The 23,218-nt window shown below is 50.4% G+C and carries 21 protein-coding genes; 5 read left to right on the forward strand and 16 right to left on the reverse strand.

Translation table 11 applies throughout. The features are described from left to right. Window positions 1-99: 99 nt before the first annotated feature. From NST07_RS23015 to NST07_RS23045, 7 genes are all read right to left on the reverse strand, one after another. Window positions 100-1,989, reverse strand: coding sequence for a hypothetical protein (locus NST07_RS23015; RefSeq protein ID WP_342480223.1), 1,890 nt, complete (start codon window positions 1,987-1,989; stop codon window positions 100-102). Between the two features lie 31 nt (window positions 1,990-2,020). Then, window positions 2,021-3,634, reverse strand: a complete 1,614-nt coding sequence (locus tag NST07_RS23020; RefSeq protein WP_341094635.1) for a helix-turn-helix domain-containing protein — start codon at window positions 3,632-3,634, stop codon at window positions 2,021-2,023. After that, window positions 3,627-5,438, reverse strand: coding sequence for a sensor histidine kinase (locus NST07_RS23025; RefSeq protein ID WP_342480224.1), 1,812 nt, complete (start codon window positions 5,436-5,438; stop codon window positions 3,627-3,629). Before NST07_RS23025 ends, NST07_RS23020 begins: the two co-directional genes overlap by 8 nt. Window positions 5,439-5,535: 97 nt before the next feature. Next, on the reverse strand, window positions 5,536-6,930 hold the full coding sequence (locus NST07_RS23030; protein WP_341094638.1) for an extracellular solute-binding protein: 1,395 nt from the start codon (window positions 6,928-6,930) through the stop codon (window positions 5,536-5,538). 155 nt (window positions 6,931-7,085) lie between these two features. Then, complete coding sequence (locus NST07_RS23035) at window positions 7,086-7,925, reverse strand: carbohydrate ABC transporter permease (RefSeq protein WP_038594650.1); 840 nt, start codon at window positions 7,923-7,925, stop codon at window positions 7,086-7,088. A 25-nt stretch (window positions 7,926-7,950) separates the two neighbouring features. Then, window positions 7,951-8,889, reverse strand: a complete 939-nt coding sequence (locus NST07_RS23040; RefSeq protein WP_341094640.1) for a sugar ABC transporter permease — start codon at window positions 8,887-8,889, stop codon at window positions 7,951-7,953. Window positions 8,890-8,998: 109 nt separating this feature from the next. Then, on the reverse strand, window positions 8,999-9,358 hold the full coding sequence (locus tag NST07_RS23045) for a (2Fe-2S) ferredoxin domain-containing protein (RefSeq protein ID WP_341094643.1): 360 nt from the start codon (window positions 9,356-9,358) through the stop codon (window positions 8,999-9,001). 147 nt (window positions 9,359-9,505) lie between these two features. Between NST07_RS23045 and NST07_RS23050 the strand changes: the two genes are divergently transcribed. From NST07_RS23050 to NST07_RS23060, 3 genes are all read left to right on the forward strand, one after another. After that, complete coding sequence (locus NST07_RS23050; RefSeq protein ID WP_341379175.1) at window positions 9,506-11,122, forward strand: AraC family transcriptional regulator; 1,617 nt, start codon at window positions 9,506-9,508, stop codon at window positions 11,120-11,122. 69 nt (window positions 11,123-11,191) lie between these two features. Further along, on the forward strand, window positions 11,192-12,199 hold the full coding sequence (locus NST07_RS23055; RefSeq protein WP_342480225.1) for an ABC transporter substrate-binding protein: 1,008 nt from the start codon (window positions 11,192-11,194) through the stop codon (window positions 12,197-12,199). Window positions 12,200-12,382: 183 nt separating this feature from the next. Continuing rightward, entirely contained in the window at window positions 12,383-12,610 is a 228-nt protein-coding gene (locus NST07_RS23060) for a hypothetical protein (protein ID WP_342480226.1), read from the forward strand. 4 nt (window positions 12,611-12,614) lie between these two features. Here the strand turns inward: NST07_RS23060 and NST07_RS23065 are convergent, their stop codons facing one another. The 9 genes from NST07_RS23065 to NST07_RS23105 all read right to left on the reverse strand — a co-directional run bounded on the left by NST07_RS23065 (window position 12,615) and on the right by NST07_RS23105 (window position 22,479). After that, entirely contained in the window at window positions 12,615-13,712 is a 1,098-nt protein-coding gene (locus tag NST07_RS23065) for a GerAB/ArcD/ProY family transporter (protein WP_342480227.1), read from the reverse strand. Between the two features lie 16 nt (window positions 13,713-13,728). Beyond that, entirely contained in the window at window positions 13,729-14,937 is a 1,209-nt protein-coding gene (locus NST07_RS23070) for a Ger(x)C family spore germination protein (RefSeq protein WP_341094652.1), read from the reverse strand. Then, a complete protein-coding gene (locus NST07_RS23075) occupies window positions 14,927-16,498 on the reverse strand; it encodes a spore germination protein (protein WP_341094654.1) in 1,572 nt (523 codons plus the stop codon). The genes NST07_RS23070 and NST07_RS23075 overlap by 11 nt, the downstream gene beginning before the upstream one ends. Window positions 16,499-16,694: 196 nt before the next feature. Continuing rightward, window positions 16,695-17,735, reverse strand: coding sequence for an NAD(P)/FAD-dependent oxidoreductase (locus tag NST07_RS23080; protein WP_341094656.1), 1,041 nt, complete (start codon window positions 17,733-17,735; stop codon window positions 16,695-16,697). Between the two features lie 47 nt (window positions 17,736-17,782). Continuing rightward, window positions 17,783-18,817 carry an iron ABC transporter permease gene (locus tag NST07_RS23085; RefSeq protein WP_341094657.1) on the reverse strand — a complete coding sequence of 345 codons (1,035 nt, stop codon included), beginning with the start codon at window positions 18,815-18,817 and terminating at the stop codon, window positions 17,783-17,785. A gap of 2 nt (window positions 18,818-18,819) precedes the next feature. Next, window positions 18,820-19,878 carry an iron ABC transporter permease gene (locus tag NST07_RS23090; protein WP_341094659.1) on the reverse strand — a complete coding sequence of 353 codons (1,059 nt, stop codon included), beginning with the start codon at window positions 19,876-19,878 and terminating at the stop codon, window positions 18,820-18,822. A gap of 212 nt (window positions 19,879-20,090) precedes the next feature. After that, window positions 20,091-20,402: a hypothetical protein gene (locus tag NST07_RS23095; RefSeq protein ID WP_341094660.1), complete on the reverse strand. Its 312-nt coding sequence runs from the start codon at window positions 20,400-20,402 to the stop codon at window positions 20,091-20,093. Between the two features lie 110 nt (window positions 20,403-20,512). Next, a complete protein-coding gene (locus tag NST07_RS23100; protein ID WP_342481969.1) occupies window positions 20,513-22,093 on the reverse strand; it encodes a sigma-70 family RNA polymerase sigma factor in 1,581 nt (526 codons plus the stop codon). A 176-nt stretch (window positions 22,094-22,269) separates the two neighbouring features. Beyond that, a complete protein-coding gene (locus NST07_RS23105) occupies window positions 22,270-22,479 on the reverse strand; it encodes a hypothetical protein (RefSeq protein WP_341094662.1) in 210 nt (69 codons plus the stop codon). 191 nt (window positions 22,480-22,670) lie between these two features. On the opposite strand from NST07_RS23105, the gene NST07_RS23110 reads away from it, so the two are divergent. Both NST07_RS23110 and NST07_RS23115 read left to right on the forward strand, forming a co-directional pair. After that, on the forward strand, window positions 22,671-23,000 hold the full coding sequence (locus NST07_RS23110) for a sigma factor-like helix-turn-helix DNA-binding protein (protein WP_038594678.1): 330 nt from the start codon (window positions 22,671-22,673) through the stop codon (window positions 22,998-23,000). Next, on the forward strand, window positions 22,952-23,173 hold the full coding sequence (locus NST07_RS23115) for a hypothetical protein (RefSeq protein WP_076108951.1): 222 nt from the start codon (window positions 22,952-22,954) through the stop codon (window positions 23,171-23,173). The genes NST07_RS23110 and NST07_RS23115 overlap by 49 nt, the downstream gene beginning before the upstream one ends. Window positions 23,174-23,218: the final 45 nt, after the last annotated feature.

Here is a 23,218-nt window from a genome sequence, read left to right on the forward strand (position 1 = left end):
TATTAGATCGGGTTGTAACTGCGGGGGATGTTTGAACTTCCGGCCGCTGTTGTCCCCAGATTTCTTCTATTGAACCGCTCATCACGGTTGAAAGCATATTTAGTCCAGGAATCTGAATTCAAAATGATATCTTTCATGCTTACCCGGCTTCCCGGCATAAAAATCCAGACCATACCAAGTCTTCATCTTACCGAAATGGTCGTTATAGCTATGCACGGAAATTTCGGGCTTCAGCTTCGCAATGTCATAGCTGATACGCAACCCACGCTGCCCCTGCCCAGCTGCTCCTCTATTTGCCTTTCCATGAGCTTGTCCATCATCTGCCTGTCCCTGTCCCTGTTCATACCCATCTCCGTCTCCCTGCCTCTCAAGCAGCACCGTATCTTCCTCCAGAACAGGCGGAATAAAGGTAATAAACCGTTCAACCAGCGCCGCTGGAGCTTCCGCAAACCGGAATTCATCAGTCATCGCAAGTACAGGAGGATTAACGCCTGTCTCCCATTTGAAGCGGCGTGTTAAGCCCTCCAAGCTGCCAACACGGTATGCACGGGTCAAATCAAGCTCCAGCACATCACTGCCGTCCCCGGCCTTCGCTTCCTGAACTTCAGCATAAGCCTCCGCTCCCGCAACCTGGTACTGCCCGTCTATAATTGGCACGCTATGGCCTTGAGAACCGTTGCAATCATAGGAGTACCGCTCTGTTCCGAAGTAACCTGAAGTGTATTCCCCGCTGCCCAGCTCGGAAATATATACCGTTCCTTCTCCCTGCAGGATAAATCCCCCGAGGTCATTGTGGTTATGAGGTTCGTCATTGTTGCCGCCCTTGGCAGCAAACCCGAAACCGCCATCCGTACCCGAATGACGGGACAACAGCCACTGCGCATCCGGAAGATAATAGCTGGCGCTGCCCCAATCTCTTTGTCCTTCCTCCGGCTTACGCCAGATCAGATTACGCAGCGCAGGAGCCCACTGGCTGCAGTGATCCTCAGTGTAAGCGGCTCTAAGCGACAGCGGAGGTACCTCCACTTCAGGATACGCGGAAGCCAGATAATGGCTGAGTCCTAGAAATACATGGCCTGACTCCAGTGAATCGGAGAAGTTCGCCACAAGCTGCCCGCCGAGAAAACATTTCTGCTGGAAGGCCGCGATGCTGCCTACCTTATCACGCCGGAACCAGTCCAGCTGCCCCCGGCTTTTTTGGCGAAGCAGATCAGCATAGTAGACGAAATAGCCAAATCCGTAATTCCAGTACCCCAACCCTTCAAGACAAGCGCCGTCTTCACCAAAGCCCTGCAAGTAATATTCCATGCTGCCCTGCACTTTGTACAGGATCTCGGTAAGCGTTTCCTTATCTTCCATCAGCAAAAGTGCCGCCGAGCCTATAGAGCCGGAACAAACCGCCGACCAATTATGGGTGGAAGTCTCCCAATGATAGGGTCCGCAGGTTAAGTACGGTACGAACAGCCGCTTATCTATCTCTGCCTTGATCCGGGCCCGCAGCAGGGCAGGCAGCCGTTCGCCAAGAAGACAATTGATTTCGCTGAGTGCAAAGCCTGTCTCTGCCGAGAACAAATCAATCGTCTCTGTGATGCCGGTATCTCCCAGATGAGCGGGGAGACACCAGGTATATTCGTTGCAGATGCTCCACACAATCTCACACACCGCCGTTAAATGCTTCTCCCGCCCGGGTTCCAGCAGCGCCAGCAGAACAGCCGTATTCAGTATTCGCCTGCGCTCGAAATAGACCCGCTCATATTCCAGCCTTGAACCCGTGCGGGCAAAGCTGGAGAACAGCTCATACGTAAGCTCAGGAATAGGAACATCATTCAGCCGTTCGCCTTCCCGGCGGATCTCCGCAAGCTCATCACAGTATAGCGGTGATTCCAGCACATAACTCCAGAATGTCTTCTGATCACCTTCAGGATAATACAACCGGACATCCGACGGTTCCATCGCTGCAATAATGGGATGCAGTTCAATCCTTTGCATATTACGCCGCCTTTCCTGGCACACCTGAATATCAGCCCCGGTATTCCACGGGTGTAACTCCGGCATGCGACTTGAATGTCTTAATAAAATAGCTCTGGTTGTCATACCCAAGCTGCTCACAGATCTCACCGACCGTAGAGTTCGTTCCGTCCAGCAGTTCCTTGGCCCGTTCCATCTTCAGCTTGGTTACATATTCGATAAAAGTAGTGCCGGTTTCCTTCTTAAACAGCCTGCTGAAATAGCTGGAATTCAGGTGCAAGTGATCCGCCACCTCATCCAGGCTGATTCTGGAGCCCAGACGCAGAGAGACATACTGGCAGGCTTCCATCACCTCAGCCCGTTTGCTTGCCCCGGCGCCCGCACCTTTGGCGCGGGCGATGGATTTCAGGTGATTATCGAGCCATTCCCGCAGGGCAGGCAGTGAATCAATATCCACAATCTCCTTATGCAGCGTATCCGCCGAATAAGCAGGCCGGACCGACTGCAGGGAATGCAGCTTCAGCTTCAGATCGAGCAGCAGCTTCAGCGTCCAATCCTTAACCACTTCCGGTGCATACTTCTCCTGCCGGATCTGCGCTATCCATTTATCCGTTATCGTGCACGACAAATCAACGGACCTGCCCAGCAGCACCTCTCTCAGCTCCATACTGGCCTGGTCATAATGAGCGAACAGATTGTTGGTGTGGCTGCTGACCGGAGACTGCGGGGACTTCCGCTTCGCAATCTCCCCCTGCTCCAGATAGAAACGTTGTTCTTCCCCCGCCAGCAGTTGGCCAAGCTGTTGCTTCAGCCCCTCCGGCGAACCGGTCCCTTCTCCTGTAATGAAGGACATTTGAATCTTCAGCACCCTGAACAAGGTAGACTGGATCATCTTCAGCCCGGCGGCGGCTTCGGCATAAATATTGCCCTGAAGACCGGGCTTATAGGAGAATAACAAGAATGAAGACTTCACATTGTAACCGACATACAGCCCGCTCGGCTTCATTCCGTCCAGCACCTCATTCATCACATTGCATACAGCAAAATGCAGGGTCTGATCCGAGGAGAAGCGGTATTTCACATGCCGGTAGTCCTCAAGATAGGCGATCACCGGCAGGCAGCATTCTCCATTCTGGAACAATCCATATTCGGCAGCTTCATCCATCCATTTCTCCGGTGAAAGCAGCGGCTGGTGGATAAAATTCTTGATGCTCCGCTCCTTGCGCAGCTCCCGGGTCTCCCCGAACAAATGCTTGATCCGGGAATTCTCCCAGCCTGTCTTGGTTTCCTCATCCAGCGATTCCTTGAATCTGCGCAGGAGCTGCACCAGATCCTCCGGGTCCAGCGCATCCTTCAGCAAATAATCCTGCACATTCAGCCTCATCGCCTGCTGTGCGTACTGAAATTCGTTATGGCAGGAAAGAATGGCAATCCGCACCTCCGGCTTCAGCTCCTTCACGAGTGAAGACAGCTCCAATCCGTTCATCCGCGGCATCCCGATATCCGTAATCAGAATATCCGGCATCTCCAGCCGGGCATGCTCCCAGGCGTTCCAGCCATTCTCATGCGTCCCCATCAGACACAGGCCAAGCTCCTCCCAGCGGATACTTTCGGATAAAAGCTCAATTACAGGATAATCATCATCCACCAGCATGACTTTATACATCCCGGATCACCTCCCTGTGCGGAATAAACATCCTGATTGCTGTACCTTCCCCTGCTATGCTGCTGACTTCAATAGCAAATTCTCCGCCAAAAAGAATTCTCATCCGCTCGACCACATTATGCAGTCCCATGCCGGAAAAAGAGTCCTTAAGCTCTGCCTTCCCGGGAAGGCTCTCCGCTTCCAAGCTTATCTTGCGGGTAAGGCTGGATAATTCGCTGCTGTCCATCCCCCGCCCGTTGTCCTCAATCGTAAGCACGATGACCTTCTCTTCCACGACTGCCCGGATGCTGATCGTTCCCGGCTTTTGGCTGAGACCGTGAATGAGCGCGTTCTCGACAAGCGGCTGAAGAAAGAAACGTGGCACTTTAAGGAGAAAAGCTTCCGGATCAATATCCAGCTGAAGTGCGGCCTCTTCCTTCTGGCGCAGATTCATCAAACTGACATAATGGGAGACCAGATCGATCTCCTCATGCAGGAAAATCTCATCCTCCTCACGGCTGATCGTCATCCGCAGCAGCATGGACAGCGAACCGATCATTTTGGCGCTGTCCGGGTCTCCCCGCTTCATGACCTTCATCCGGATCGAGTTGAGCACATTAAAGAGAAAATGCGGGTTGATCTGGGCCTGGAGCATTTTAAGCTCCGCTTTTCTTTTGCGCGCCTGGGTATCGGACACTTCGGCTATCATTTCCTTGACCCGGTCCAGCATCTGATCGAACAGCAGGCCCAAACGCCCGATCTCGTCATTGCCCCGGACCCCCGAACGCACCAGCAGATTGCCCCGCTGCACTGCCGTTGTCACTTTGCCGAGTCGCACCAGCGGCTTCGTAAAGGCACGGACCAGCGTAATCATCAGCAGCAGAAACACAAAAAAGGAAATGAGCTGTATGGTAAATACCCGGTTGAATATGGAGCTGATATCGACGATGCTCTGTGAATATGGCTGCATCAGCACAAGCCTCCAGCCGTTGAATGGAATCTGCTGCTGGGCGACCAGATACCGCTCTCCTGCTATGGATACCACAGTGGAATCCTTGAGATGATCCACAGCAGCGGTATATGGAAACGGCTTGCCGATACTTTCGGGATCGCCACCGGAGACGATCATGCCGGCACTGTCCAGCAGCGTCACCTTCTGGCCGGCGGAAAGATTGCCAAAAATCGAATGGAGCTGATCCTCCATAATCGTGACAATGGCATAGCCGTAAATCTCTGTGCTGTCCAGCCGCAGCGTACGGGCAACGGTCAACTGATACGGATGATCAAATTTGTCATAGGAGAAGTCGGTAGACTCGACACCTATCCAATAGGATTCCAGCCCTTTCAGTTCCATTAGCTTCTGGAACCAGGGCTTTTTCTTAAGATCCAGCGGATTGTAATCGCTAACAGAATAGTTCATATAGTAAGCATTGTTGGTCAGCAGAATCGTAACATAGCAGTTCTGGCCTACAACCGTAAGGGTATCAAGCTGCTCCAGCACCCGGTTACTGTCCATAAAGCGTTCATACTCATTGCCGCTGGCATTGCCCGAGGCCACCAGCTTGAAATAGGCTCTCAGCCCGGGATTGGTCTGCACGTAATTGGCAATGGTCACCATTCCCTTCAAGCTGTTCATTACTGAACCGCTCACCAGCTGCAGAGAATCCTCCGCATTTGAAACCGCTTGCCGTTTTACGGCCTCTTGGGTCAAGGAATTATAAATGATTAGTGTCAGAGCGGCTGGAACGAGAATACAAGCCACAGCTGCCAGGATCAGCTTATGGCGGATGGATTTAGGGGCAAGTTCCCTCAGTCTGCTAATCATATCGGATGTCCCCCTGAAACAAGTAGAAACGGTGCGCCTCCCCTTGAAGGAAGGCATCCGTTTCTGCAAGAAGTATAAGGTTAAAACATTATATCAATTATTTTTTGTTGGCAGCAATAATTTTGTCGACCCGCTCCTTGGCGTTTTTCACCGTTGTATCCACATCCTGATCGCCGAGGATCATTTTCTCGTATTCCTCATTGATCGCCTTGTAGACCTCAGCCTGGTAGGTGGCGGGTGGAATAATCGCCGAAGCTTTAGAAGCTACGAGAGTATCTACCAGTGACTTTTTGTCCACATTCTCCGGATTTTTGGTGCCGGTGAGAATCGTATCAATGATGCCTTCCACCTGATCGCTGGTCACCTTGCTCCAGGCCGGGATGTTTTTACCTTGGACAAGCTGTCCTTCCGTTGTGTACCAGCGTACAAATTTGTAAGCCGCTTCTTTATTCTTAGATTTGGCTGCCACAGCCACATAGTCTGTAGTAACCGGAGTCAGACCGTTTTCATCGCCTGCAGTGTTCTTAGGGAACGGGGCAACCGCCACATTAAAGTTCAAAGGCACCTTTTCCGTACCGCCAATTTCCGTGTTCATCCAGCTGCCGATCAGAATCATGCTGGCGGATTGGTTGAAGAATTGTGTCCGGTAGGCCAGCTTCTGGGAGATCATATCGGAATAGGGCACCGAGGATTTATCCTCTTTCTCCATCCGCAGTCTCAGCTCAAGCGTCGCCTTGAAGTTTGGATCGTCCAGATTGGACGTGCCATCGGCTTTGAGAAACTCGGAGTTCTGCGCTTGATTCTCCAGCTTCAGCTTCAGGAATTCCATCCAGCCGCCGGCTTGAGGGCCATGGAAGTAGGTTCCGTAGCGTTTCTCCGCACCTTCACCTTTAGTCAGCTTCTTGGCGTAGTCAGCAAAATCATCCCAGGTCCATTCGGCCGGCACCGCAAGACCCGCTTCGTCCAATTGGTCCTTGTTCAGCAGCACATACCATGGATTGAATTTACCCGGAAGCGCGAAGACCTTGCCGTCCAGATGGGTATCCACCTTGTAATCCTCTTCCACCTTATAGTTATCCTTGGCAATGTACTCATCCAGCGGTTCCGCCATGCCAAGCGCGACACGCTGCGCATAACCCGCCGCATCGCTGAACATCAGAATATCCATCTGGGCTGAGGACGCTGCCTCCAGATCCAGCTTTTTGAAGGCCTCCTGTGTATCTCCCTTCTCGCTGAGCTGTACCAGCTCAATCTTCACGCCCGGAGTTGCCGCTTCATAAGCCTCCAGCGTATGCTTCCAATTATAGGCTTCTTCAGTACCGTAGGTGTAGAGCCGCAGATTAGTGGTCTCGGTACTGCCGGAGGCCCCGCCGTTTGTGCCTGCAGTCGCTCCACCGTCCGCAGCATTGTTATTGTTATTACCGCCGCAGCCCGACAGCAGGCCTAACATCAGAACCCCCGTAATTGCTCCTGCCCATACTTTTGTTCTCATTTCTATAACCCTCCTCAAAGTTTTCTTCAGCTTTCACTTACTTGAAACTGACAACTGAATTATAGAATACGCTTTCATTTGACACATGAAACAATATTTACTTTTATTGAATTATTTTTACTTCTATTAAATATAGGAGAGTTCCCGCTTGCAGCTTACCCTTTAACACCGCCAAGAGCAATTCCTTCGATAACACTTTTTTGGCCAAGGATAAAGATAATAATGAGCGGAAGAATTGCCGACACTGCGGCCGCCATGATCAGGGAATAGAACTCTCCGCTCATGGAAGTGAATTTTTGAATAGCTATCGGAAGGGTCAGCAGCTTGTCGCTTCGGATAAAGATCAGCGGATTCTGATAATCATTCCAGGTCCAGATGAACCGGAGTATAGCATAAGTGGCCACAGCAGGCTTCACCAGCGGAAGTGCAATCGACCAGAAGATTCTGGGGTGGCCCGCACCGTCTATTTTAGCTGATTCAATGAACTCCTGGTGCAGTCCCATAAAGAACTGCCGCAGCATAAAGGTGCCAAGCACACTGAAACTGCCGAGCAGAATCAGTCCAAAATGGCTGTCAAACAGCCCGATATTACGGTACAGGATAAACTGCGGAATCAGGATCGCCTGTCCTGGAATCATATACGTCACGAGTACGATCATAAACAGGAAATTACTGGAGCGGAATTTGATCTTCGAAAAGCCGTAGGCGGCCATTGCCGAGACCAGACAGGACAACGCCGTCGTGATCAGCGCTACTTTAATCGAGTTCCAGTAATATAGAGTGAACGGGTAATCCCCGAACCAGACTTCCTTGTAATTCTCAATGGCATTCCACTTCTTGGGGAGCCACTGGATCGGGTAAGCAAACACTTCCGACTCTACTTTGAACGACGTTACCAGCATCCATATAAAAGGCAGCAGGAACAAAACACTTCCCGCAAACATTACAACCGTAATAATTACTTTGCGCCAGTCCAAGCCTGTGCGTATTTCCATAGTTTCTCTTCCCTCCCTTGCCGCCCTAGTAATTAACCCATTTTTTCTCTGCCAGCCACTGGCCGAAAGTAATCAGCATCACGAAGATGAACAAGACCACAGCGATGGCCGACGCATAACCAACCTTCAGATTTACAAAAGCTGTATCGTATAAGTACCAGACCATCATTGTCGTTGAGCCGATAGGGCCGCCCTGCGTCAGGACAGCGATAATATCAAACACTTTAAAAGTGGCAATAATACCGGTTACAAGAAGAAAAAAGGTCGTTGGTGACAGCAGCGGGAAGGTGATCCGTCTGAATTTTGTCCAGGCGCCTGCTCCATCAATGTCAGCCGCCTCATACAGATCCTTCGGAATGGACTGCAGTCCGGCGATGTAAATAATCATATTGAAGCCGATGGAGATCCAGACAGAGATCATCATGATCGAGATCAACGCGAAATGCGGGTCGGCAATCCATTTCGGCGGGTCGGCAATTCCGATAGCCTTGAGCATTTCATTAATAGGTCCATAGGAGGGCTGGAACAGCACCTGCCATACGATGGCTACCGCTACGGTCATGGACACATAAGGAACGAAATAGGCGATTTTGAAATATCCCTTCATATACACATAACGGTCAATCAGAATCGCCAGCACCATCGACACCAGCAAATACACCGGCACCGTCAGCAGAAACAGAAAATTGTTGCGCACCGAACGGATGAACATCTCGTCCTGCAGCAGATTGGTGAAATTCTGCAGGCCTACCCAGCGGATGCCGTCAAAGCCCTGAACAAAGTTCCAATCGGCAAATCCGAGGAATAACGTGGCGATGATCGGAATCAGCACCAGTATCGTCACCCCGACCAGCATCGGGCTTACGAACAGCAGTCCGGAAAGCGTCTCACCCTTTTGCAGCGACCAGGCTCTACGGCTGCGCACAGGCGGTTGTTGCGGTAAAGTTTCCAGGTTTTGTCCCATGTCTAACACCTCAATAGTTTCGTTATTGGTTGTGCGCTATTTATAAATTTAGTATAAAAAAAATACCGCCAGCGCTTTGACGGTATTTTGATCATATTGGATGTAATTTTTACTTCTTCTTTTTGCCCTTCGCATCTTTCTCGGTTGCTGCAATGAGCTCTCCATCGTAAGTATAAAGCACGTTGTCTTCCAGACGTTCGCCTTCCAGAACTTTGCGCACCAGCGCTTTGGCCGATTTGGGGGTAATCTCCTTATACCACACTCCTTTCGGATAGGAAATCACTACGCAGGCATCCGAGCATCTTCCGTTGCAGCGGGTAACCGTCGTATGAATCAGCCGTTCCGCGCCCTGCTTCTCGATCTCATCCTCAATTGCATCAGCCACCTCTTCACCCTTATGCTTTCTGCAGCTGCTCCCATTGCAGATCAGCAGATGGCTTACTGTTCCTTGCAAATTCCAGGTCGTCATGGAATGTCCCACCTCTTTCTGAACAATAATACCTTTACATGAATTCTTCTAAACTCTACCGATTGCCCGGACAATCGTCAATAGGGTGAAAGACTGCTATAATACAAATGAGAATGATTATCAAACATCAAAGGAGTGATTCTATCCATGCCTCTCCGGCAACCTGGCGAATCCCGCCCTCATCCCCATCCTTTCTACTACCCGGTACGCGTTGAAAATCTAGCCGGATTAGCCGCAAGCATTGCTCCCGGATCCTCCGGACACTTGTCTGTTATTGTAACCGGAGGCAGCGGAACTATCGATATTCAAGACGAACGCCTTAGCCTATCCGGCGGCAGTATGCTGTGCTGCAGTACACAATCCGGTGTTTCTCTAAGCCCGCAGCATCAGTTGCAGGGCGTATGGATTGAATACTCTACATTTCCGCTGCAGAGCAATGATACAAATCCCCTAAACGACAGGCACCCGTTGGGAAATTGCTCGACCAAGATTTGCACAATCGCAGCCCGCCTGCTGAGAGTCTGGGAGGGGAGCGAAATTCAGTCCCCTTTCACCGTACAGCAGGTATTCACCGAATTGCTGACCGAGCTTTATGGCGAAATCAGAGAGAATAGCCAATCCCCGGCGCATTGGCTTGACCGCGTGCTGGAATATATAGAAGCACATTATTCCGAGGATATCACAAGAAGTCAGATGGCCGAACAGGCAGGGGTTAGCCCGGAACACTTCTCGCGGGTCTTCCGCAAAGCTACCGGACAAACCTTCAATGAATATGTAACCCTGCAGCGCATCCGCAGAGCCCAGAAGCGTATGCTGACCGGTGCTCCGAATTTGTCTCAGCTCGCGCTGGAGGTCGGCTATGTTGAAGGGACCTACTTAAGCCGGAAATTCAAGCAGGTCGTTGGCATTTCTCCTGCAGCCTACCACCGTAAGAATAAAAGAATTGTGGCCCTCAATTTCAACCATACCGCAAGCCTGCGGGCTCTGGAGATTATGCCACAGCTTGGAGTGTATTCCGGGTGGATGGAACGTCATGAGGCGGTTCCTTCTGCGCTTAAGCTTCAGCTCGAAGGCAGCAGCGCGGCCATGCTCTATAACAGGGTTGCCGCTGTGCGCCCGGATGTCATCATCAGCTATGACCTTCCCGGAGAGAGTAAGCAGCTGCTGCCGGTAGCTCCAGTGATAGAGCTGCCTTACATGCAAATGGACTGGCGCGAGCAGTTTCGGATGATCGCCGGGATTGCAGACCGGCAGCCTCAGGCCGAAGCCTGGTTGAGACGTTATGATCAGCTGTGTTACGAAGCTAACCTGCAATTGGACCGGCTGCTTGGCACACGGGGCACAGCCGTCATTTGGGAGTTCGGCACGAGCAGCGCATACTGCTTCAGCAGCAGCTATGGCCATGGCTGCCAGATTTTATATGGCGATCTCGGCTTTCAGCCGCCCGGCGTCTTGATGGAGCACGGGCTGATGAACCGTGGCTATCTGGAAATACCGGCTGAGCATATAGCCGATTATCCGGCAGATCATATCTTTTTCACCAGCAGCGCTTCAACCGCTGAGGGTCAGCGGCGCTTCGAGACCCTGCTGCGCTCCGCCCGCTGGCAGGAGCTTGACGCAGCCCGCAGCGGGCATGTCTATCTACTCGATCAGCCGGACATGTTCTATGGGTTTGACCCCCTCTCTTCATTGGCTCAGCTAAAGACGCTCATGAGAACAATAAGATCACAAATTTCCATAGGACAAGATCACATTAAGCCATAGTGTTCACCCGCTGAAATCTGTAAAGTGTAATTGAGAATGATAATCGTTCTACATAAGGAGGCATATAAGTTGATTAACCGGCAACATTACAGCAACACCCGGAAGCGCTGGCTCGTCTACCCGCTGCTCTTGACCCTGACTCTTCTGGTCACAGCCTGTGGCAGCAACCAGAGCACTGGCTCTGCAACTAATTCAGGAAGTGCTGCCAAAGCTTTGGCACCTTCACAGCAGCCTGCAGAAACAACCGCACCGGCATCGTTCAAAACAGTGACAACTGGAAACGGTGATATTGAAATCCCCGTTCAGCCGAAGCGGATCGTTGCCGAGGAATATCTGGGCAGCCTGATAGCACTGGACACCATTCCCGTCGGCGCTCCTGGCCTGACGCTGCAAAATATGTATTTCAAGGAATCCCTTACAGGTGTAGCGGATACCGGAACCTACGGAAAGATGTCGCCCGAGAAAATCATCGCGCTGGATCCGGACCTGATTATCTCCGGCAATGCCGACAGCTATGAAGCTTTAAGCCAAATCGCGCCAACGGTCATTGTTCCTTACGGGGATCTAAAGGATGCTCATCAGGAACTGACCTATTTCGGTGAGCTGCTGGGCAAGGAACAGGAAGCAAAGGATTGGCTGGCCGAATACGACAAACGGATCGCCGCTGCTAAAGCTAAGGTAGATGCAGCCATTCCTGCAGATGCAACCTTCAGTATCCTGGAGCATTCGGATAAAAGCACCTGGGTCTACGGGGACAATTTTGGACGGGGCGGACAGCCGGTCTACCAGGCGTTGGGCCGTAAGCCTCCTACCGAGGTCGCCGCCGAGATCATGGAGAAGCAGTGGGCGGAATTATCAGCTGAGGTGCTAAACAAGTATGCAGGGGATTATCTCATCGTGACCGATAACAGCTACACCGTCCAGGACTTTAAAGATGATCCTGTTTGGGGCAGCCTCCCTGCAGTCAAAAACGATCATCTCTATGTATGGAAAGAGGAACGTTCGTGGTATTATGACCCCATTGCCGTATTGTCCCAGACTGAGGAATTGGCGGAATGGCTGACGAAAGGACAATAAGCACAAGCCGGAGATTAGCCTTGATTGGCTGGTCTGCCGGTTTTTTTATGGTCATCTTCTGCAGCGCGGAGTATACAAGAGGCACTCTGATTAACCCATCCAGAAATGGAGATAATACCTCTAGTCTACAGTTCCCGAAAGAGGATTACTTTTCAAACACTTGCCGCCAAGGAGGACAACCGGATGAAGGTTCTGTGTATCTATTTTCTGCTCGCTTTTTTAACATTTTCACTGTTGGTAGTTGTCGATCTGCTGTCAGGCACCAGCCTCGCGATGTCGGTGCATTCCTTCTATACCGTAATTATAACCACTCCCCTGCAGGAAGCGTTCATCATGGTTGTATTTGCTGCTCTGCCCATTGTTGCCGCAATTTCCCGCTTTATCAAACGGAACAGAGCTCCACAGAAATAATAATTTACCGGTACAGTCCGAATCTGCGCCGCAGCCTGTGTACAAGAAACAGCAGAATCGGGATGACAGCACACAGAAGAGGCAGGATATTCTTTAGAAAAACACTGCCTTCTTTCATATGAACAGGGTAATTCTCCGCACTGACAAACGAAGCGAACAATACCACAACCCCTACCGGGATGACCAGCCTGCGCGTATCCTTAACCTTGAATAAATCAGCCGCAATCATGACAGCTGCATAGCAATAAATCGACATTTTGAAAAACACCCCAATAATCAGGGTCAGGATGACAAACGCATCCAAGCGCTGAATAAAATTGGCCACATTGACAAGCGTAATGGTCGTAAACATCGGAAAGGTTGTGCGGCTGTAAATGTCTGTTCCAAGCACCGACATCTCAACAGCATGCGTGAAGCTGAGCAGAAATCCGCTTAAAAGAATAGCGGCGATTCCAGTCTTCCTGACCTTCCGCGTTTTGTTCAAATGGGGAAGTATCGTCGTGAAGCAGACAAGTTCGCCAAAAGGGAAAATCCATATGCTCGGGTAAGCGGAGCGCAATGCTTCCATCCATTCCCCGGCATGAATTGGAAACAGATTCTTGAACTTAGTCAGCCCCGCCGCAATAACTACAAAGTTGCAGAGCAAACCCATAAGGATGGTGATAAAAAAGTAGATCTCTGACGTTCTTGCGAACACCTCGATCCCCTTGTACAGGATATACATCACGGCGATTACCATAATCGCATTAATGATAAACACAGGCGTCCTGTCGTATGAAGCCGAGATGAGGAGGTCTCCTGCTTCCCGCAAATTCCGGGAGCCGTTATAGAGCAAAATGGGAAGAAACAGCAGACTCAACGGCCAGCCGATCCATTTGCCGAGAATTTGTTGTGTATAACCGCTGATAATCATATTGGGAAATTGAAGATACAAATCGACGTAAATCCAATATAGGAGAATCCCCCCGGGCAGAGCTATCAGGATCGACAGCCAGACGGCATGTCCGCTTTCCAGCCCAATGGGTACCACAATCGCCGTCCCCAGTTCAAACAGTACTATCATGGAAAATAATTGAATCGGCCCGATAACTTCTTTTCTCATGAATCTGCTCACCCATTCATTCTTTTTCTGGAGCCATGTAAGGCTTCAACCTCATCCCGGTGCTGCGGATATATGCTTCAACCTGAATATCCAATTCTCCTTGCGCAAAGGCGGTGCTCCATTCCTTCCCTACCTTGTCCCAGATTGCCGGATTAGTACGCTTCAGTTCATTGCCAAAACCAAAGATATCGGTTTGTGACGCTTGCGCGGTTCGTATAGCCAGCTCAACTTCCTCCTTGGTTTTCTCCTCCAGTTCGGCTTCCAGCTTCACAATTTCTTCCTTGAGGCCCAAATCCACATAGCTTCCCGTTTCATTTATAATACCTTCCTCACGAATACGCAGATGAAAGACCGGTACACCGTTCCTGACTTCAATCCTGACAGTGGTCTTCGAGTAGAACACATTGACGGCAATATCCTCATCTTTATCCCCAGAGGCAACGTCAATATTAGTTTCTCTGACTTTATTAAGCACCCATTGAGTGCCTCTCGCCGCAGGCCCGTCCATCCAATAAATCAGCTTATCGTCCTTAAAGACACCCAGTCCGCTCATTATTGTTCCTGCCTTCGTTTCTGATTGTTCGAGGCTGGATTTCTTCATTCCATCGGCTGGATCCCCGATAAGGCGCAGGCCGTTAATCGTCAAATCCCCTTCTCCCGTGATCCCGTTAATGATCTCAAAAACATTCATATTCCGGTTCTCTCCGTATACTCTGGAGGTATTTTGCATCTTTTTGACCACCCCCATGGAGGGCAGACTCTCCAGCGTCGTCAAAATCTTGAGCACAGATGCGGCATCTGAATTTCTGGAAATCAGCACAGGCGAGTTCAGGCGAAGTTCATGTGATCGTTCAAAAATATCGAACAAGCCTTCAATTCCGCTTCTGGCCAGCGATTCACCCACAACAACGAGCTGAGAATGGGCAAAAAACAGTTGACGCGTCGCCCGCTTGGAGGCTTTACGCAATGCCCCGAATACCGTTCGGTCGCTTGCAGAAATCACAGTAACCGCAGGCATTCCGTTCCCGGACCCCATACTTGTAGATGAAGCCGACGGATTAACCACCTGAAAGGTAACCCGGAACTCCCCATTGTTTGCCGTTAGATCAATTCCGATACCGCTCACAATGGCAAGGTCATTTAGTTCTCTGCTGTTCCAGCATCCTGTGAGGATCAGAGATAGGATCAGCCAAACCGACAGCAGAACCGGCATTTTAGTTCTCATTGTTATTTCCCTGCCGGTTCTGACCGCTCTGGCCGGCTTCAGTACTACTACGGTTGATCAAACGTTTGCGGGTCTTCATGAAATGCAAAGGTGTCCGTAATATGACGTCCTTCTGATCACCCGGTGCAAACGGAGCGATTGGGGAGAGATAAGGAACACCAAGGGAACGCAAGGAGCACATATGGGCAACCAGTATCAGGCTGACAATAGCTATGCCGTAAAGACCTATAAAAGCAGCAATAAACATGATAACAAAACGGAGTACGCGTATGGACAACGCCATATTAAAGGAAGGCGTGGCGAAGCTCGAGATCCCCGTTAATGAAACCACAATAACCATGGCGGGAGACACAATCCCGGCCTGAACAGCCGCCTGTCCCAGAACCAGCCCCCCAATAATCGAGACGGTTTGACCAATGGGAGAAGGCATCCGAATCCCGGCTTCACGGATGATCTCAAAGGTAATCTCCATCATCAGCGCCTCAACGAATGTAGGAAAAGGTACACCTTCCCGCTGTGAGGCCAGATTAATCAACAAGGGTGTAGGGATCATCTCCTGATGGAAATTTAGTGCTGCAACAAAAACGGCTGGACCAAATAAGGAAATCACCAGGCAGAGTAATCTTAGTAAACGGATTAATGTCGATATATCATACCGCTGATAGTAATCCTCAACTGTATGAAAAAACATAAGGAAGGTTGTAGGTGCGATCAGCACAAAAGGGGTCCCGTCCACAAACAAAGCTATTCTGCCTTCCAGCAGATTTCCGGCCACACTGTCCGGCCGTTCCGTATTGTATAACGTCGGAAAAGGAGAGAACCTGTTCTCTTCAATCATCTGCTCAATGTATCCCGATTCCAGAATAGAATCCACATGGATTTCCTGGAGCTTCTTCCTGAACTCCTGCAGTGTCTCTTCCGGGGCAAGTCCGTGAATATACATCATGGTGACATCAGTTTTGGTTACAGCCCCAAGCGTCATTGTCTCGATCCATAGATCAGGGCTTTTGATTCTCCTGCGCACAAGGGCGATATTCGTGCCAAGCGATTCCGTAAAGCTCTCCTTGGAGCCGCGAATGGCTACCTGGGTTGCGGCTTCCGTGACAGCTCTGCTTTCACCGCCGCTTGTACTTAGGCTGATGGCATCCTTCAGACCATGGAACAGCAATACCGTGTCTCCCGACATGAGGGCTTCTAGAAGACTATTGAGATCCTGAATGAGTTTTTCTTTACCGATAGTGAGCGCCTTTTCTTGCACATAGACGAATAAGTCTAAGATTGTCAGCTCAGCAGACTTCTCTTCGCTTTGAATTCCAAACGAAAAGGCATGGGTAATGAACTCTTCTACCCGTTCCTTGTCGATGATGCCGTTGATATATACTGCAGACATCTGGTTGGCATTATCTATTGTTTTGTACTCGCGTATAATGAGATCCGGGCTGTTTCCAAGTCTGGATCTAATCACTTTAACGTTATCGTCTAGGCTTAAGGAGAGCGGGGGGCTTGAAGTGCTGCCTTCATGCGCCCCGGCGGGCTTGGGTCCTGTGTTACGTTTAGCCATCTTCGGCACCTCCTGCCTTTTACTATTCGCCTGTCACTCTCCTTTTATGCAGGTTATGGAATGTGTGAGATGGCATGAGGCTTTCCAGCCGATGTCCTTCATTTCTGAATTTATCCATGCGGAAACTGAAAAGGCTGCCCCGCCGTAGATTCTTCTACTTTGGGACAGCCATATTTATCAATCATTATGCTGTATGCTAGTGTTCATCGCTTACGCCAAGCGCCTTGTTCTTTTCTTTGAAACGGTCATTATGCGAGGAGACATAGGCTGCTTTGGGTGCATCGGGATCCATATACAGCTTGGCACTGTTCAAGGCCAGAACGGCATCGGTAAAGGTGCCGGCAATCAGGCGGACCTTGCTGCTGTAATCCACAAAATCGCCTGCGGCGAAGATTCCTGGCAGATTCGTCTCCAGCCGTCCGCTGACATTGGCGCACCAGTCTCCCATATCGAGGCCCCATTCCTTGAGTGGCCCAAAATCGCTTTTTAAACCATGGTTCACAATTACCGCGTCCACCGCAAACTGCTCTGTTTCCCCGGATTCAATATGGCTGATCGTCACCTGATCGATCGTCTCTCCATTTCTGCTGTGCAGCTGGCTTACCGCAAAAGGCACTCGTACTTCTACGGAGGAAGCCTTCATCCGTGCGATGTTCTTCTCATGTCCGCCGAACTGCTCTCTGCGGTGCACAATGGTTACGCTGGCTGCGATACCTTCAAGTTCATTGGCCCAGTCTACTGCGGAGTCGCCACCGCCGGAGATCAGCACCGCTTTGCCGCGGAATGGCTCCAGCTCTTGCACCGTATAATGCAGATTCGTAACCTCGTAGCGGTCCGCGCCTTCAATTTCCAGCTTCGCCATCTGCAGAATACCATAGCCGATCGCCAGAATGATCGTACGCGTCCAGTGCTGTTCGCCTGTATCTGAAGTTAGAATATAGGTTCCGTCCTCCTGCCGCTCCTGAGCAATAATCTGCTGCCCCAGAATAATCGTCGGATCGAAGGTCCGGGCCTGCTCTTCCAGCTGTTTAATCAATTGGCCGCAGAGAATTGGGGTGACTCCACCCACATCCCAGATCATTTTCTCGGGATAGATGAGCATTCTCCCGCCAAGCTCTTCCTTGGCTTCAATCAGCTTTGTCTTCAAATCTCTCATGCCGCTATAAAATGCTGTATACATACCTGCGGGTCCCCCGCCAATGATCGTTACATCGTATAATTCCAGTTGATTACTCATTTATTTCCCTCCGTAAGTGTTTTTGGCTTGAGTATTTTTGGTCTCTATCAAGACTTCGTCCGGGTCAGCAAATAGAGAAAATAAGGTGCGCCTATTACAGCAACCACGATACCTGTTGGGATCTCCGAGGGCTGCAATATCCAGCGGCCGATCGTATCGGCAGTGATAACCAGCAGGGAACCAAGCAGCGCGGAAGCCGGAAGCATCAGCTGATGCTTCGGACCCACCAGACGTCTGGCTAAATGCGGGCCGACCAGGCCGACAAAACCGATCCCGCCGCTGACAGCGACACTAGAAGCTGCAAGTCCGACTGCGGCTGCGAGCAGCTTGAACTGCTCTCTGGTAACAGCGGCTCCAAGGCCGGTGGCTGTCTGCTCACCCAGATTAAGCACATTCATTACCCGGGCTTTGTAGATCACATAGGGCAGCAGAATCACAATCCAGGGGAGCAAGGAAAGCACAAATTTCCAGCTGGTGCCCCAGATGCTGCCAGCCAGCCAGGTAGCGACAAATTGATACTTATCAGGATCAAGCCGCAGCGTCAGCACAATCATTGCTGCGCTGATTCCGGCTGCAACTGCTACGCCGGTCAGAAGCAGGCGGATCGGAGATATCCCCTGATACCGCTTATAAGCAAGTACATAAATCAAAACCGCAGTCAGTCCCGCTCCGACAAAAGCAACGAGCGGCAGCAGGTATACCGGTGCAGCAGCCGTGGACGGATAAAAAGAAACCATCAGCATAACCATCAGACCGGCTCCGGCGTTGATGCCGAGAATGCCGGGATCAGCCAGGTCATTGCGGAAGACGCCTTGCATGACCGCTCCGGAAACGGCAAGTCCCGCTCCGATCAGAACGGAGATAACGATGCGCGGCAGACGGAAATCGAACAGGATCAGCTCCTGCTTGTCCGTACCTTTGCCGAGCAAAGTGTTCAGCAGTTCCATAGGAGTAAGTCGTATGTATCCTGTATTCACGCTGATAATAAACACGAGTACGATTAATGCGGATATCACAGCCAGAATGGTCAATCCGCGTCTGCGTCTGGCAGATTCATAGGATAAAGCTGTTGTTCTCTGCATAACTACAGCTCCCTTCTTTCTTTACGGGCCAAATACAGAAAGAAAGGCACACCGATTAGCGAAATGATAGCACCCAGGGGCACTTCTTGCGGCGGATTGATCATTCTGGCGGTCAGATCGGCAAATACAGCCAGCAGACTGCCCAGAATGGCGGAACAAGGGATAATCCACCTATAATCCACCCCTACAAGATAACGCGTCAGATGGGGAATGATCAGTCCAATAAAGCCCACTGCTCCAACTACTGCTACCGAGGAACCGGCAAGAATCAGCACGATTAATGCACCAGCCAATTTGACCAGACCCGTCCGTTGGCCGAGGCCTCTGGCGATATCCTCACCCAGGCTGAGCATAGAGATGGAGCGGGATAAGATGAGGGCTCCAATAATCGCCCCGCCGATCCAGGGAAACATGATCTTGAGCTGAATCCACTTCGTACCGGCTACGCCTCCTGCATACCAGAAAGCCAGATCTTGTCCAATCTGAAAATATAAAGCTACGCCTTCGCTGAGCGCAGAGAGCAGCGCACTGAAGGCCGCTCCGGCAAGTACCAGGCGGGCAGGAGTAAGGCCGCCCTTAGCCATGGACCCGATACCATACACAATTGCCGCCCCGGCTCCGGCTCCCACAAATGCATATAAAATCAGATACATGAACGGTAAATTCGGAAAGAATGCAAAGCAGAGTGCAAGCGCAAACCCCGCTCCAGAGTTTATGCCCATCAGCCCGGAATCCGCGAGCGGGTTGCGGGTCATCCCCTGCATAATCGCTCCTGCCACCGCAAAGCTGGCACCTACCATGGCCGCGCCGAGCACGCGCGGCAGCCGCAGCTCGCGGATAATTTGATGATCCGTAATATCCGGATTGAAGTGAAACACAGCGGTCCACACTACAGAAAAGTTAATGTCTTTGGCTCCGAACGAGACCGAAAGCGCAATGCCTAGTGCTAATGCAATCAGACCGCCGACCAATATCAGCGTTGCTGCCCATGGGCGTGAACGGAACTTCACCGGATCTCTCCCCTGGATTAGCCCTTTGCTGGCCGTTGCCTGTTGATTCATTAAAGTCACCCGTTTTCTATGAAATTGATTCTCATTATCATTGTAATATTGTAAATGAAAATGGCGTTGTTTGGCAATGGACAAATGAAAGCACAGCGCCCAAAAACCTCTAATTTCCGTTAAAATGACAAATTTTCACCCTAAATAATACAAAACCCCCGTTATCTCTCCTGATCATAGGACGGATAACGGAGATTTCCTGTACCTTGGGACTAGTCATTTTGCAGCGTGCCGCCAAATATTTTGCGGATGTATCCCTGCATTTTGCCGATATGAGGCACAAAAGTGCTTTTGTCATACACATAATTAGCCTGGGTCACAAGCTGTGAATAGATCAGGAATACAATGGCCGCCAGCTCCCTGTCGATCTGCCTTTCGTGCTCAATCAACACATAAACCTCTTCCAGAACGGCATACAGCCGCATAAATCCGGCCTCATTAATGATTTTTCTGCGCAAAGGTACAATGATTTCGGTTGCAAGGGCGTCTAACTGCATAATGATTGCACTCATCTTCCCGTCCATACACCAATCCCTCCTGCTGCAGTTGAATGGACACAGCTCTTATACAATCCTATGATTCATAGACTCTTTGCATGCCTCAGCGAATATCGGTGTCCGCTGCACTAAGGAGCTTACAATTCAGACCGGACCAAACCGCCGGATGAGCTGTCCCAGCGCCATGGAACGGCGTGACCCTCCAGATGCAGCCCGCCGTACCATTCGTCTAGGCCTTGAACCTCTACCCTGTCTGCTAACCCGTCAAGGATCTGCTCACCAAGCTCAGTGATGGCGACCCGGCGGCTCCAAAATTCCGGAATCTGCCGGAAATCCGTATTTGCCTCTGCTCCCTCTATAGTCAGCAGAGGCTGCCTGTTATACGCCAGAGTGTGCAGATAACGGCCAAAATCAAGATCACCCATGCCGAGCCGGTGCAGCTTGTCGGAAACCAGAGGGAACAGTTCCATCGGTGTAAGCGCGCCATGGCGGACAGCCTGAAGCGTAGTCTCTTCTACGATGCCCAGGCCGTTATGAACCGAAGGAAGCCTTGAGAGATGGGCTTTGAAAGCTTCATAGGCAAAAGGCAGCGCAGATGCCGAAAGTTCTCCCCTTCTCTCCTCCAGCAGATCAGCCATCGTTCCAGGATCGGGAGACGCATAGGCCTGCCAAAGGTCGCTGCCCAGTTCCAATTCTTTGCGTCCAATGTCCTGCCAGGTTCCAGACAATGTGCCAAGCTGCGCCGGAGTCAGCTGGCCAAGACCGTGAAACAGCTCAATCCCCGGAAATTCACCAATGCAGAGCAGGCTCAGCTTCGTACTGCCGAGCTTCTGTCCCTTGAACCAGTGGAGCAGATAAGCAAGCATGCTCTGATCGAACAGATCATGCTCAAACCACAGTACTACTTCATCATAACGTTTGAATTCGCCAAGCTTCGCCTCTTGTGCCTCACACCCTGCTACATACTCTGTAGAAGGAATGCCTAATGTCTTCTCCAGAACCCCGGCCCGCTGTATCCGTTCATCGGTGGCTGCCGGATTGACGAATATCGGACCCGCGGAATAGATTTCCCGCCAGACCAGCACCTCGCCCTGGACAATTCCCTGCTTCAGCATTTCACCCACACTGTCTCCGTTCACAATATGCAGCATATTTCTGCCTCCTTCATACAGATAGTTGAACATGGAGGCGAGATCGGCAACGGGAAGAGCTCCCTTCAGCTTACGCCGCCCATCATACAGCCGCTTCTTCAGCGCCGAAACCGGAATCCCCAGATAATCAGAGATCTCCTGAAGGGAATAACCATAATAATAAAACAGCTGCATGGGCACCCGCAGCTTCGCAGACAACGCCGCAACCGTTTTCTGCAGCAGCTGCTCCCCTTCTCTGCGCTCGGCAATTTCCGCAACGCCCGGCGACTTTTCCGAGATGTGCAGGGCGTCATCAAGAGGCAGCAATAGATGTCGTTTACCTCTCAGACTCCGCTGGCACTGCCTTACGACAATCGTCTTGAACCATCCCGGAAACGCAGCCGGCTCCTGCAGCTTTCCTAGATTCAAATAAGCTTCAATATACGCTTCCTGCACAACATCTTCAGCAAGATGTACATCTTTCAGCATGTCGTAAGCTACAGCATAAGCCATACCGCGAAAATGCCGCATTAACTGCGCGAACGCCTCCGAATTCTCTTGTTTTGCCTCTTCAACCCATTGCCGCATCACTTTCGATCCTCTTTTCACATGTTCTTAACTCTAGGTGCCTTCTTTGGGAAGAAAGGTTACAATTTTCTAAATCATATTATACGCTAACCTACCATCCATGATTAGCAGGTTTACAGTTCAAGGCAAAAAGCTTCCTCTTGTGGGAAGCTTTTTGTGCTGAAGCGATACGCTTGTCAAACTTGCTTAGATTTAGCACTTTTGAACTCTACTGCCTTTTCTGTGCCTTCCAGTGTTTGAATAGCCTGTGTGAGCTGATGAAGCGAAGCATCCAGTTTATCCAGCTTCTCCCCTACCGTTTCCAGTACATAACGAATCAGAATAAAGCAGAGTGTGACCGGAAAGCCCACATTAGTAATCAAGCTGACAACATCTGCAATTTCCATAAATCTCCCCTCCCTTCCTAAACCGACGTTTTAATTGAAGGGAAACTTCGGGCTTTGTTTTACAACCGATTCCATTAAATTGGAAAACGTGTATAATATACAGGAACACATGTTCCTTTTTTGGTTGTTATTTCCCTCTTAAAAGTTCCCTATATACATAAACGTTAAATAGTAGAAAGGGGAGTGTTGGTGTGCAGCAGAGTGAATATAACCGCTATAAAACCGAAATATACCGAATTGGCTGGAGGCTGCAATATCGGGCAAAGAAGATCAAGCGACAAGAGAACAGCTACGATGACAAGCTTGCCGTCCCTTCATTCACAGAATCTTCAGATAACAAAATCGCTGCGGAACAGCTAATCAGCATGCTGTCCCCATACGAGCGATCTATTTTACAAAAAATCTATTTGGAAGGCTTGACGGAAGCTGAAGTCGCTCGCCAACTCAATATCAGTCAACAGGGGGTGCACAAATGGAAAAGGAAGCTGATTCAGCGCCTATCCCAGATCGCGAATTTTTAAATTTGCTGAACGAGGTCAGAAACAAAGACCCCGAAGCCACACTTCAACTGATTGAGCTGTACAAGCCGGTCATTCTCCGGCTAAGTCAATTTATACATTTGCCGGCGGAAGATGTGACTTCCGAAATTATCGTAGAGTTCCTGGAATTAATCCATAGCGAAAAGCAAGTTTAATACACTTGGAATACGTTTACTAGATTATTCAACTGCACCATGTTC

Source organism: Paenibacillus sp. FSL L8-0340, assembly GCF_038593145.1.
GTDB lineage: Bacteria > Bacillota > Bacilli > Paenibacillales > Paenibacillaceae > Paenibacillus_AQ.